At 55.0% G+C, this 11,956-nt stretch carries 11 protein-coding genes, 1 tRNA gene and 1 other RNA gene; 2 read left to right on the top strand and 11 right to left on the bottom strand.

Going from position 1 to position 11,956, the window contains the following annotated elements:
* Window positions 1-15: 15 nt before the first annotated feature.
* From JW937_01170 to ssrA, 6 genes are all read right to left on the bottom strand, one after another.
* Window positions 16-1,158 carry a restriction endonuclease subunit S gene (locus JW937_01170; protein ID MBN1586022.1) on the bottom strand — a complete coding sequence of 381 codons (1,143 nt, stop codon included), beginning with the start codon at window positions 1,156-1,158 and terminating at the stop codon, window positions 16-18.
* Complete coding sequence (locus tag JW937_01165; GenBank protein MBN1586021.1) at window positions 1,148-2,749, bottom strand: SAM-dependent DNA methyltransferase; 1,602 nt, start codon at window positions 2,747-2,749, stop codon at window positions 1,148-1,150. Before JW937_01165 ends, JW937_01170 begins: the two co-directional genes overlap by 11 nt.
* A gap of 176 nt (window positions 2,750-2,925) precedes the next feature.
* A complete protein-coding gene (locus JW937_01160; GenBank protein ID MBN1586020.1) occupies window positions 2,926-3,258 on the bottom strand; it encodes an XRE family transcriptional regulator in 333 nt (110 codons plus the stop codon).
* 12 nt (window positions 3,259-3,270) lie between these two features.
* Window positions 3,271-3,639 (bottom strand): type II toxin-antitoxin system RelE/ParE family toxin, encoded by a 369-nt coding sequence (locus JW937_01155; protein ID MBN1586019.1) that lies wholly within the window; start codon window positions 3,637-3,639, stop codon window positions 3,271-3,273.
* A 42-nt stretch (window positions 3,640-3,681) separates the two neighbouring features.
* Entirely contained in the window at window positions 3,682-4,869 is a 1,188-nt protein-coding gene (locus JW937_01150) for a tyrosine-type recombinase/integrase (protein ID MBN1586018.1), read from the bottom strand.
* A gap of 187 nt (window positions 4,870-5,056) precedes the next feature.
* Window positions 5,057-5,473, bottom strand: a transfer-messenger RNA (tmRNA) gene (ssrA, locus tag JW937_01145).
* Window positions 5,474-5,601: 128 nt separating this feature from the next.
* Between ssrA and JW937_01140 the strand changes: the two genes are divergently transcribed.
* Complete coding sequence (locus JW937_01140; GenBank protein MBN1586017.1) at window positions 5,602-5,784, top strand: hypothetical protein; 183 nt, start codon at window positions 5,602-5,604, stop codon at window positions 5,782-5,784.
* Here JW937_01140 and smpB read toward each other — a convergent pair.
* The 4 genes from smpB to JW937_01120 form a co-directional block, all read right to left on the bottom strand.
* On the bottom strand, window positions 5,781-6,227 hold the full coding sequence (smpB, locus tag JW937_01135; GenBank protein ID MBN1586016.1) for an SsrA-binding protein SmpB: 447 nt from the start codon (window positions 6,225-6,227) through the stop codon (window positions 5,781-5,783). The genes JW937_01140 and smpB overlap by 4 nt on opposite strands.
* A 3-nt stretch (window positions 6,228-6,230) precedes the next feature.
* The gene (locus JW937_01130) at window positions 6,231-7,232 is read right to left on the bottom strand and encodes an AEC family transporter (protein MBN1586015.1); all 1,002 of its coding nucleotides are present in this window, start codon (window positions 7,230-7,232) and stop codon (window positions 6,231-6,233) included.
* A gap of 170 nt (window positions 7,233-7,402) precedes the next feature.
* Window positions 7,403-9,409, bottom strand: coding sequence for a hypothetical protein (locus JW937_01125; GenBank protein ID MBN1586014.1), 2,007 nt, complete (start codon window positions 9,407-9,409; stop codon window positions 7,403-7,405).
* A gap of 35 nt (window positions 9,410-9,444) precedes the next feature.
* A complete protein-coding gene (locus tag JW937_01120) occupies window positions 9,445-10,236 on the bottom strand; it encodes a hypothetical protein (protein MBN1586013.1) in 792 nt (263 codons plus the stop codon).
* Window positions 10,237-10,445: 209 nt separating this feature from the next.
* Between JW937_01120 and JW937_01115 the strand changes: the two genes are divergently transcribed.
* Window positions 10,446-10,532, top strand: a tRNA-Leu gene (locus JW937_01115).
* A 201-nt stretch (window positions 10,533-10,733) separates the two neighbouring features.
* On the opposite strand, the gene JW937_01110 is transcribed toward JW937_01115, so the two are convergent.
* The coding region (locus tag JW937_01110) for an RNB domain-containing ribonuclease (protein ID MBN1586012.1) at window positions 10,734-11,956 on the bottom strand (1,223 nt) is incomplete at its 5' end.

Below are 11,956 nucleotides of genomic sequence, written 5' to 3'. Positions count from 1 at the left end.
AGTCAGGTTTCTCCCTCATACAACTGCCTCAGGTTGCTTTCTTGAATTTACCACTCGCAACTTACCTGAAACGAGCTTAGGCAGCAGCGTGTCACGCAGTTCACCTAGAATTTTGGATTCTTCAAGATTTCGTGCCATACGATCATAGAGTGGTTTTGAAATACTGCTAAACTGCTCCACCAAATCACTTGGTGGTATTAGCACCTCCATCGCTAAAAGATCTTCTGGTTTCACCCTCTGATGACTACTTGAGGTGCCTGTGACCATGCCTTTAAAGGTTTGCTGAAAGCCTTCCGATTGGAGAAGTCCGTACAGATATTCTTGGTTAAAACCACTGCGGGGGCACAAAACGATAAACTCTGTCGAAGCCACAGAACGCTTAGCAAAATTAATCTTAGGAAACCAAACACGCGAAATGCGGGGGTTGAGCTTAGAAAGCATGATGGTCTTTGGAGGAACCAGGAATTTATTGCTCTGAATTTGTTGTCCAAGCTCTGCTTTCGGCATCCGTGCATTATCGTAGGCGGGAATACTGTAATGGTCGAAACTTTCCTCTGGGTACTGTCTCGGAATAACACTTTCCCGACTGATTGCTGCAAGTTCATCAAAATTTCCAACCCTCCAGCTTTGCGGCACCATTTCTTGAACAGAATCTACAAACCAGGATTTGAAAATAGCCCTCGCAATGGCTTCTAATGTTTCGCTCATTCGGCGGTTGAGTTCGATTTTGTCGTCCAGGGTGCCGAGGATATGGGCAATGGCGCGTTGAACTTCAGGCTTTGGTACTACTATAGGTATGGAACAAAGAATCGTTTGATTGAGCAGTGGTTGTCCTGATCCGGCTCTCCAATGGTTTAGATCAATGGTTTTGAGTACGTAGTAAAGGAATCTAGCGCCATTTTCATCAATAGCATTCGCCCGAATTGCATTATCTGTCACCCAGCATTTCTGCTTACTAAAATAAAGTGAGCCACAATAAGTGCCTACTCGCCCAATTACAATGGTTTCTGAATCAGAATTTGTATCGCTAGCAAATCCAATTACGCCATTAGAACCATACACAGGGTGGGGCAAGTTCTCAGCACGATCGGGGCTTGTCTTACCATTTGAAAATGATAAAACCTTTCCAAGTGTGGTTGAGCTCCAATCATCCTCCATACCCAAGCTCCCTCAAATTCGCTTCAATCGCATCATCGAGTTTTCGCCCTTGTTCCATTTGCTCCTTCAACTGCGCAGTCAACCGCTTCATCTTGTCTTCAAAAGGCTCACCGTCATCTTCAACTGCTTCGGCGCCCACATAGCGCCCTGGGGTAAGAACATGTCCATGCTTACGGATTGCTTCCAAATCCACAGCCTTACAAAAACCGGGCACATCTTCGTACTTTTGCTTGCTGTCTTTATCGCCGCGCCAGGCATGGTAAGTGTCTGTAATACGGGCCATGTCCTCTGCGTTAAGCTCCCGATGGGTACGGTCAACCAAAGTGCCGAGTTTCCGTGCATCAATAAACAAAATCTCCCCTCGGCGATTTCGGAAACGTCCGTTTTTCTTGTCGCGGGCAATAAACCAGAGACACACGGGAATCGGGGTTGAGTAAAACAACTGGCCAGGTAAAGCCACCATGCAGTCCACCAGATCCGCCTCAATAATCGCTTTGCGAATTTCTCCTTCCCCAGATTGATTGGAAGACATGGAGCCGTTGGCAAGCACAAAGCCTGCAATCCCGTTTGGCGCAAGATGGTAAATAAAATGCTGGACCCAGGCGTAGTTGGCGTTGCCTGTCGGAGGAACTCCGAACTTCCATCGCTGATCTTCCTTGAGCAATTCCCCGCGCCAATCACTGCTGTTAAAGGGAGGATTGGCCAAGATATAATCCGTCTTCAAATCCGGATGCTGGTCATTGTGGAAGCTATCTCCATGAGTGATGTTGCTGTCTATCCCCCGGATGGCAAGGTTCATTTTGGCCAGCCGCCATGTCGTGTAATTGGACTCTTGCCCAAAGACGCTGATTTGGCTCTTGGCCCGGCCTCCGTTTCCATTGCCGTTGGAATGGTGTTCGATAAAATTCGCGGATTGCACGAACATTCCCCCAGAACCGCAACAAGGATCAAACACACGGCCCTTATAGGGCGCCAACATCTCCACCAGCACTTGCACCACGGAGCGCGGCGTATAAAATTGACCGCCCTTTTTCCCCTCGGCACTGGCAAACTGAGAGAGGAAATACTCATAGACCCGGCCCAAAATGTCTTTAGAGCGGCTGTCCTCATCCCCAAGGCCGATGTTGCTGACCAGGTCTATGAGCTGCCCCAACCGCTGCTTATCCAAACCGGGGCGGGCATATTCTTTGGGCAACACGCCTTTGAGGGTGGGATTATCCTTCTCAATCGCAATCATGGCGTCATCTACAATCTTGCCGATGGTGGGCTGCTTGGCATTGGCCTTCAGGTTTGACCAGCGAGCGGGCTTAGGAACCCAAAAAATATTGATCGCCCGATATTCGTCTTGATCCTCTGGGTCAGCCCCCTGTCCCTTTTCAGCTTCCAGTCGGGCGTGCTGTTCTTCAAAAGCGTCCGAGATGTACTTCAAAAAAATAAGGCCGAGCACCACATGCTTGTACTCGGCCGCATCCATATTATTTCTGAGAGCATCTGCTGAGGCCCAGAGTTGGGCTTCAAACCCTAAATTTGCGCCATTGTTTTTTGATCCTGACTTCCTAGATGATCCCTCTGTTGTCCTGCGTTTGCCCATAATCTCCCATAACCTCCAGTGATGTCTAAAGTTGTCAACATTTTAGTCCAGGGATGTCCGGGGGTCAAAGATTCTGTCAGGAAGCCCCTCCTAAGAAATGTTAAGGTTTGTTAGCATTTGTTGGTATTGCTAAGGTTTGATAAGGTTGTGGGTGAAAATGCTAAAGAGCAGAAGATTTAATGAGAAGCCAACACCTGAGTTTTGGCGCTCTTGGCTCTTCTGGGTTTGGGTTTAATGACGATTTCCACGTCCCTATCCAAGGCGTTCAGAAGCTCAAAGAGGTGTTCTAGAGAAAACATGCTCAGCTTGCCGTTCATCAGGCAAGACACCTTGGATTGGGGAATCCCGAGTATTTCAGCGGCTTGCAGTTGGGTCAAACCCCGCTTTTTGATAATGTCCGCGATCCGAGCCATGACTTGCGCGCGCGTCTGAACGCGTTCGGGGTGAGAGACCTTAAGGTCTTCAAAAACATTGCCACTTCCTCTGTGGATTTTTTGCTTTGTACTCATGGACTGTGTTCCTTACTTGTATGTCGCCCGATAATCTTCTTCCGCCACACGGAGTCGTTGCCTAATCAAATCAATATCCTGTTGTGGCGTTTTGATACCGCTTTTAGATTTCTTCTGGAAGCAATGCAACACATACACAACTTCCCGAAATTTCACGGTGTAAACCGCCCGGTAAGTGTCTCCGTCATGGCGTTCAATAATCTCCAAAACACCCGCACCGCCGAAACCCTTTAACGGCTTAACCGTCTGTGCCCTTTCCCCTTTTTGGGCCAAAAAGAGCGCATAACCTACGTCTTGCTTCACTTCTTCAGGAAACGCTCTTAGGTCCTTTAAGGAGGATCCAACAAAATCCAATGGTTTCAAAGCGTGTGAGTCATTCATAATATACCATATTTGGTATAATCAGTCAATCCCTTTTCCCCTCTATTTTTCGTCCTTGAGCCCATCCAGATAATCCGCCCAGGCTTGCATCATCCTTCTACGTTCCTCCAGATACTGCCCTCGATTATAAGCGGCCCTCACAGTATCCCGTTCAGAATGGGCAAGCTGTCGCTCGATCGCATCGGCGGGCCAACCTTGCTCGTTCAGAAGACTACATGCCATGGAACGAAACCCATGTCCGGTCATTTCCTTTGAGTCATATCCCAAACGCCTCAGTGCACCATTTACCGTATTCTCAGACATGGGGCGGCCATTAGACCTGGCTCCTGGAAAAAGGTAACGCCCTCCTCCAGTCAATGGTTTTAAATCACGTAAGATCGCCACGGCCTGCCTAGAAAGTGGGACGATGTGCAATTCTCTCATCTTCATCTTTTGAGCCGGGATTCGCCATTCGGCCCGTTCCAAATCTATCTCTGACCATTCAGCTTTGCGAAGCTCGCCGGGGCGAACAAAAACCAACGGGGCAAGGTTCAGGGCAGCACGAGTAACCGGGGAACCCTTGTAAGTATCCATCGCCCGCAGAAGGCCCCCAATGCCCTCAGGGTCTAGGATGGTCGGGTGGTGTTTTTCCTTCGAGGGTGGGAGCGCTCCCTTCAGGTCTCTTGTGGGATCACTTGCAATGCGGCCGGTTACCACTGCATACCGAAACACTTGACCGCATCGCTGGAGCACTCGGTGGGCTGTTTCAATGGCCTGCCTTTGCTCAATCCGTCGTAATACGGTCAGCAACTCGGGTGCCGTTATCTCTGCAATTGGACGGGCTCCAAGCCAAGGAAAAACATCGTTCTGCAGGCTTTTAAAGACCCGCTTGCCGTGACTTTCAGTCCATCCGGGAGCCTTTTTTGAATACCACTCCGATGCCACAGACTCAAAATTATTTTCGGCCCTCTCCAACGCGGCTTCCTTTGACACTCTTCTTTCCTGGCTGGGATTCAGCCCTTGAGCTAGCATCCGCTTGGCTTCCTCTCTCCGCTCTCTGGCCTCTCGCAACGAAACTTCAGAGTAGCTTCCCAGCGATATTGAGGTTTCCTTTCCCCCAAACCTATACTTTAAGCGCCAAAGCTTGCTTCCATTCGGCTTCACAAGAAGATAGAGCCCCCCTCCGTCACTAAGCTTCAATCGCTTCCCGTTTGGTTTGACATTGCGAAGGGTGGTATCGGTAAGTTTCATTCTGGGGGTACCTCCTCAAATTCAAATGACCTAAAATCATATTGTACCCCCATTGGTACCCCCACTTAGGGGTGGCTGTCAAGGAATTTTTCGGGACGAGGCTAGACGTATACAAAGCAAAAACCCCATATTTCTATGGGGTTATGCTACATCTTTGGATTGTCTTGGACATTCTCGGATGTTGAATTGGTGGAGGCGGCGGGAATCGAACCCGCGTCCTACAGATGACCCACTAAAGCCTCTACATGCTTAGTCTGCGATTTGAGTCTCGCCTCACTGCCCCGCACAGACACGGTGCAGACCGGCCAGTCCCCTGGAGTTTAACCGGGTTTCCGAGGACGGGATTCCCGGCGATCCCGCTGAGTTCGTCTACCCAGCCCGCGGGCTGACCCGGTAGACGGGCTGCCCCTTTACAGGGGCAGTGCTTTTAGTTGAGCGCGAAGGCCGGCATCGGCATCAACATGTTGATGTCGAGACGGCTTGCGCCCACACCGATGTTTGTATCTTCGGCGTTTGATTTTTTGTCAGGTGTTTAACGAGGCCTCCCGACAACCTCGGCATGCCACTCTAGCAGTACATGCTATAGTCGAGTCCATTCGCCCCCATAGCACAGAAATCTGGGCACATCTGCTGCGTTCTCCTTCGCTAGGACGCCTTGCATTTGTGCCCACATTTCTGTGCTACAGAATCCGGAGGGGCAGGCTGCTATCACTCGGGTATCAGGCACCCGCTGTGAAGCATCTTTCTGCCCGGAACCGGGTGCCTGACACCTTGCTCACCTTGCTGAGTCTGGCGCGCGACACCCCAATGGGACTTTTGTTTCAGAGAACGGTACTGTCAGTTATGCAACTAGATCCCCGCCTGCGCGGGGATGACAATCAAACGGCTGTGGTGCCTGACACCTTGCCCAGCTAGCGCTTCAGCGCCCTGTCGATATCGCGGTCGCTTTCGCGTTTCTTGATATCCTGGCGCTTGTCGTGCATGAGTTTGCCTTGGCCCAAACCAAGCTCGACTTTGGCGATGCCGCGCGTGAAATACACCTTCAAGGGCACCAGTGCCCGGCCTTTGGCCTGCGTGGCCAGGCGCAGCTTTTCAATTTGCTTCCTGTGCAGCAGGAGCTTGCGCTCGCGCGTGGGCTCCTGCAACTGGTTCCGGGCAAACACATACGGACTGATGTGGTAGTTGAAGAGAATAACCTCGCCTTGGATGATCCTGGCAAAGGCCTCCTTCAAACTCGAACGCCCGGCGCGCAGGCTTTTGACCTCCGGGCCGGTCAGCATAATGCCGGCCTCCACGGTCTCAAGGATCTGGTAGTCCCGGAAGGCCTTCCTGTTTGTGGCGACGGTCTTAACGCCCAAAGTCTAACTCCTGGTAAAGGTTAGCATGTTCTGTGCCAGTGTCAAGAACACGGGCAGCGTGGCCAGGGCAATCAGGTAGCTGGCCATGAGCGACTGCGCCACATAATCATACGACTCGCTGTACTCCCGGGCAATGATGGCCAGGGTCATGGCCGAGGGCATGCAGACCTGGATCAGGAGCAGAAACTTGATTGCCGGGGCCAGCGGCACCCAGGGCAGCGCCAGCGCCATGACCGCGCCGGGCAGGATCAGGCGCGCGGCCACCAGGCGCAGCAGGCTGCCCGGGCTCAGGGTCCAGGAGCCGCGCAGGTCCGCCAGCATGGCGCCCAGGGTCAGCAGCACCAGCGGGATGGTGCAATCCCCCAGCCACCGGAGCGGCTCCCACACAAAGGCAGGCACCCAGCGGATCCACCCCAAAAGGGCCAGGGCCAAGGCCGCCACCGTGGTGACAAAGGGCGGGTTGAGGATCATGCTCAGGGTCCTGTGGTGCGGGGTCCCCTGACCGGACGCGCGATCCCCTGCCACCGGGCCCGGACCTTTCATGAGCCACACACCCAGGGTCCAGATGAGCGGACCGAACGCAAGCATGACCAGGAATATAAAGAGGAAGATCTCCTCGCGTTGTCCGGCGGGCAGCACGGCCGCCACAATGGGAATGGGCATGTACCCGGCGTTGTGGAAGATGCTCATGGCCATGAATTGCCTGCGCTGCCAGGGCGCCATGGAGCGGTCGGTCAGCAGAATGAGCCAGCCAAAGAGCGCGTTGAACGCAAAGATGGCCGCGCCCACCAGAGGCAGCAGCCACCAGCCGCGCATCATCTCGCCGCTGAAGTGCAGCCCAAAGCCGTGAAAGATCATGGCCGGGAGCGTCAGGCCGATCACGAGCTTGGTCAGGACAGAAACGCCTTCTTTGCCGATGATTTCGCGGCGGCGGCCCAGATAGCCCAGGAGGCACAAAAGAAACAGGCCCAAAAGGGCCTTCAGGGTCACGGCGATTGTGGTCATGGGGTTAGTTTACATGAGCTGGGGGATGAGTGCGAGTCCTGGTGTCAGAGTCCGTCATTGCGACCCTGAGCCTGTCGAAGGGAAAGCAATCTTTGCGGGACACAGATCCCTTCGCTGCGCACGGAATAACGATTGCGGCACTGGTGCCTGACACCGGTGCCTGGCACCTGCTACACAACACCGATCATGAAGAGCGGGGTGCCGAGGCCGGGCAGGGTCACGGGCGCATTGAATTGCGGGCCGTTGAGATCAGGCACAGGCGCCTGCGGGAGTTCGTGCCGGCTCTTGAAGGAGACCGAATCAATGCTGAAGCGCACGCCGGCTTTGCCCGGGGAAAGGGGTTCCACCTTAATGTGGGTGATCACGCCGCGCCACACGAGCTTGCCAATAGGCCCGGGCAAGGCCGCGGGTAAGGGCTGTCGCGTATTATCCCGCACATGCGCCGGCGCAGCCGTCCTGTCGGGCACGGCTTGGGGCTGTACCAAGCTGCGCGTGTCAATGCTCACGGTGTAGTAGCCGTCCCCGTCCTTCTTCAACTGGCTGAAGGGGATTTCCACCGGCGCGCTGAACTCGCCCACAGGCATGTCGAGCGTGCGCCAGCTCAGACGCAGCACTTCTTTGCCCGGGTCCAGGCGCACATCCGCAGGCGGGGTGTAGCGGATGCGCATTTCAATAACTTGCACCTGCGCAGCGGGCAACTCGAACTTCGGGCTCACCAAGGCCGGACGCGGGCCGGTGATTTCGCCTTCCAGAGCCCCGTTATAGATCTCCAGATTCCGGATATCGCGTTCCGGCGTCCATGCGGAAGCGGCCGCGTTGTTAAAGGCCCATTCCTGGAGCACGATCTTGACCTGATCGGGCTTTTCCTTGTCGCGGATTTCCAGCACAAAGCTCTCGCTCATAGCCACGGTCTGCTTCCTGCCTTGGGCCTCTTCCTTGAGAATGAGCAGCCGCATCTTAAAGGTGCCCACCTCTGTCTTGCGGAATACGGTCTCCAAAGAAATCTTGCGCGTCTCGCCTGCGGCCAGGGTGATTTTGACCTGGCGGCGCGGGGCATTCGGATCTTCTCCGGCCAGGAGCAAAGTCACTTCCACATCCTGGTCCCCGGGATTGCTGAGCTCCGCGCCAAACTGCGTGGGTTGGCCCACAACGCGCACCTGATCCACGATATTGAGGTATTCCCCTGCCTGTAATTCCGGTTCTTGCTCCAGCTCCTGTTCCGCGAGCGGGCTATCCAACAAGAGTTCTTCCACCTGGGCTTCGACACCGGCCAGGCTCTGCTGCACGGACTGAAGCGCTTCGGCCAGTGTGCCCTGGCCGGGCGCAGGCTCCGGCTGAGTTTGCTCCGCAACGGGCGTGCTTTCCTCTTTGCGCGTTTCCAGATTTTCCGCCGGCTCAACGGAGCTCACGGGCGCCGGATTTTCCTCCACTTCCACCGGCTGCGAAGACTCGCGCTCCTGGTCCTGTCGCTCTTGTTCAGCGCGCTCCTCCGAGCGGGACTCGTCCACTGCCTGCTGCCCGTCCGCAACCCGGGCTTCTTCGTCCGTACTTTTTTCCTCAGAAAGCGGAGCATTCTGTTCCTGCCGGATTTGCAGATCCGCGCGCTCTTCCCCGGTGACCACGGATTGCTGCGGCTGTTCCTGATAGGCGCTGGACTCTTCGGTCTTGAGCTGAATGGTGTCCACCTTCTGCGCCGGAACCGCGTTCGGGTTTTCGACCGACGTGATTGGGGCCGGCTCATTTGCTCCGGATCGCGGCTCTGTCTTTTCCTCAGGCACGGCAAGGCGATCGCTCAAACTCAATTCCGCGGGCTCCTGCTGCTTGGCGTCTTCCGCGGATTCCGCCGGTTTCTCCGGTTTTACAGACTTGTCTTCAGAAGAGGCCACACTGCGCTGGTTAAAGAAATTGTGGGTATTCCGGCTCTGGGTCACGGGCGTGGTGTTTACCGGGGCATAAGAAGAACTGCGCGGCACGGTCCCGGGAATGGGCAAGGGCTCAACTACATTCTGAATGGAAGTAAAATCAGCGGGAGTGTAGGGATTGCTTTTCTGAACCTGGGAGAACTGCCGGTCTTTCTCCGGCTGGGCCTCCTGGGCTCCGGTACTTGCGGGAACACTGCCGAGGACAAGCGCAACTGTCAGGAAATTGCAAAGACAGCGCGAAAACCAGCGTTCCATGATTCACCTCGTGGGCCGGCGCCTCCGCCCCCGCCCTATTCCGGCTGCACACCTTCGGGAAGCAGATGGAACATTTCCATCATGCCTCTGAGGATACTCTTCCTCATTTGCTGCGCAGTGGCTAAGGTCTTGCCGGGTGTGGGAAAATCATCGTCCTTTTCTAAATCCAATTCTTTCTCGATCATCTTGCCGAGCTGTTCCAGCTGCGCCCCGTGGCGCGCTTCAACGGCCTGATACATGACGTTCATGGCCTTGGCCAGCGGACGCTCATCCCGGCTCATCGTCCGCTGAAAACGCTCTGCAGCCTGAAGCCGGGCCTGCACCTTGGCCTGGACTTCCGCCGGCTTTTCTTCGACAGGCTCGGAATTCACCGGAGCCTCAGCCGCTTCCCCGACCGCATTTTCGACCGGTTCTTCCGCCGGTTCCGCAACAACTGTTTCAACTGCTGCCTGATCCACGGTCTCAAGCACCAGAGGCTCGGGTTCGGCAACTTCAACGGCTACTGTTTCAGTGACTGCCGGCTCCGGCAGAACAACAGCGGGCTCCGCCCCAACTTCCTCGGGAGGCAAATCATAATCCCGGTGCAATAAACTTTTGGGTGAACTCTTGCGAGGGGAAAATCGCTTATGCTGCTCAGCCTGGGTTTGAACCTGGGACGGGGTCTCTTCAATGGGCCTCAACTCGCCCGCATTCTGAAGCGGCGGCAAACTCTGGATGCCCCGGTCTTGGGGGCCGGCTGCTGCCCCGCTTTGCGCAAAAGCCCCGGGTACCACCAGAATCAAGGCAATCCCAATCCCAAAGATCCCGAATCGCAGATGTCTGTGCATCGGCCAATCCCCCGCGTTATACAACTAATTAGATAAACCTAGAAAAAGCATATCATTTTCCGGCCCGCAGATCAAGCTCCTGTGCAATGTAAATGTTAGTCTCGTGTACTTTTTAGCACTTTGGGAGTGAACTTAATAAAAGGTCCTCCAACCCCCGGATTGACACTGCACAACACTCTGCTATAATGTGCCGATTCATGCGACTTTATGGCGAAGTGGCGGAATTGGCAGACGCGCTACGTTCAGGGCGTAGTGAGGGTAACCTCGTGGGAGTTCGACTCTCCCCTTCGCCACCAGTTATTCCTCTTGGCATCCCGTATGCTTCAAATTAACCGGAAAATCACAGACAGCCCGGAGACACGACCATGAACAGCTGGTGGGACCTGACATTGGATTTTGTGCTCAGCATCGTGCTGATAGGCGGGTTGCTGGCGCTGGCCGGGGTCTTCTTCTTCTTGGCAAGCACCCCACTGCCCTTTTGACTCTGGCTGCCTTCTTTAACGGGCCAGGGCAAACAGAATTTCACCTTCCGGCACATTCACCGATTCAATGCGCACTTTGACTTTGGTGCCCAGGGCCAAGGGGCCTTCCAAACCCTGGTCCTTCTTGCCCGGGATGCGGTAATGCCGGCTTGAGGAGTCCGGCACCAGGCCTTCCACAAAATACTCGTCCAGCTCCACATACACGCCCTTCTTGCCCGAACCGGTCACACAGCCGCTAAAGGTCTGGCCCATTTTGTCCTGCATAAACCGGGCCCGCAGCATGTCCATCACATCCCATTCCGCGCGCACAGCCCGGTATTCCCCCCGGTTTGAGGTCTCACAGACAGCGCTCAACTGTTTATCCGAGCCGGCGGCTTTGGAATCATGAAGCAGTTCTTTGACGGACCGGTGAACCACCAGATCCGGATAACGCCGGATGGGCGAGGTAAAGTGCAGGTAAGTGCGGGTGCCCAAACCGAAATGCAGTGCCGGGCTGGCCGCGTAGGTTGCGCGTCCCATGGAGCGCAAGAGCATGCGTTTGACCGCAAGCTCTCCGGCATTGCCCTGCACGTCTTCGATGAGTTTGCAAATATCTTTGGATGTTTTGGGCGCATGCTTCAGTTCGACTCCGAAGTGCCGCACAAAAAGGAGCAGATCATGCAGGTCTTCGGGGTCGGGCCCCGGATGCACGCGGTAGATTCCCGGACGGCGGTGTTCTATGAGAAAACGCGCCACTGCTTCGTTGGCCGCAATCATGAATTCCTCGATCATACAGTGGGCCTCCGTGCGCTCGGCACGCAGAATGGCATCCGGTTCCCGCGTCGTGCTGTCCAGCACAACCTCCGGTTCAGGCAGATCAAAATCTATCCCTCCCCTTTGCCTGCGTTGGCGTTTGAGTTTTTCCATGAGCTTCTGCATATGCAGGAGCATGGGCTTGTGCGCGTTGGCAGGGCCGCCGTCCTTGCCGTCCATGACCGCCTGAACCCCGGTGTAGGTCAGCCGCGCCCGCGAACAGATCACGCTTTCATAAAACTCTTCGCGCTTGACCCGGCCTAAGCGGTCAAAGTCCAGCTGCACCGTCATTGTGGGATGTTCTTCCTGTGGACGCAGACTGCAGAGCTCGTTGGAAATCTTTTCGGGAAGCATCGGCAAAACACGTCCGGGAAAGTACACACTGCAGCTCCGGGCCAGGGCCTCCTTGTCCAGGGCCGAACCCGCTTTAACATAGTGGGCCACAT

The organism is Candidatus Omnitrophota bacterium (genome assembly GCA_016929445.1).
GTDB lineage: Bacteria > Omnitrophota > Gorgyraeia > JAFGIU01 > JAFGIU01 > JAFGIU01.
The sequence above is the reverse complement of the archived record's forward strand: the minus strand, read 5'-3'. Positions and strand labels throughout refer to the sequence as shown.

What these genes read in the sequence shown, in the direction of transcription:
- JW937_01170 (MBN1586022.1), bottom strand. Translation starts at nt 1,158, where the DNA reads ATGGAGGATGATTGGAGCTCAACCACACTTGGAAAGGTTTTATCATTT.
- JW937_01165 (MBN1586021.1), bottom strand. Translation starts at nt 2,749, where the DNA reads ATGGGCAAACGCAGGACAACAGAGGGATCATCTAGGAAGTCAGGATCA.
- JW937_01160 (MBN1586020.1), bottom strand. Translation starts at nt 3,258, where the DNA reads ATGAGTACAAAGCAAAAAATCCACAGAGGAAGTGGCAATGTTTTTGAA.
- JW937_01155 (MBN1586019.1), bottom strand. Translation starts at nt 3,639, where the DNA reads ATGAATGACTCACACGCTTTGAAACCATTGGATTTTGTTGGATCCTCC.
- JW937_01150 (MBN1586018.1), bottom strand. Translation starts at nt 4,869, where the DNA reads ATGAAACTTACCGATACCACCCTTCGCAATGTCAAACCAAACGGGAAG.
- JW937_01130 (MBN1586015.1), bottom strand. Translation starts at nt 7,232, where the DNA reads ATGACCACAATCGCCGTGACCCTGAAGGCCCTTTTGGGCCTGTTTCTT.
- JW937_01125 (MBN1586014.1), bottom strand. Translation starts at nt 9,409, where the DNA reads ATGGAACGCTGGTTTTCGCGCTGTCTTTGCAATTTCCTGACAGTTGCG.
- JW937_01120 (MBN1586013.1), bottom strand. Translation starts at nt 10,236, where the DNA reads ATGCACAGACATCTGCGATTCGGGATCTTTGGGATTGGGATTGCCTTG.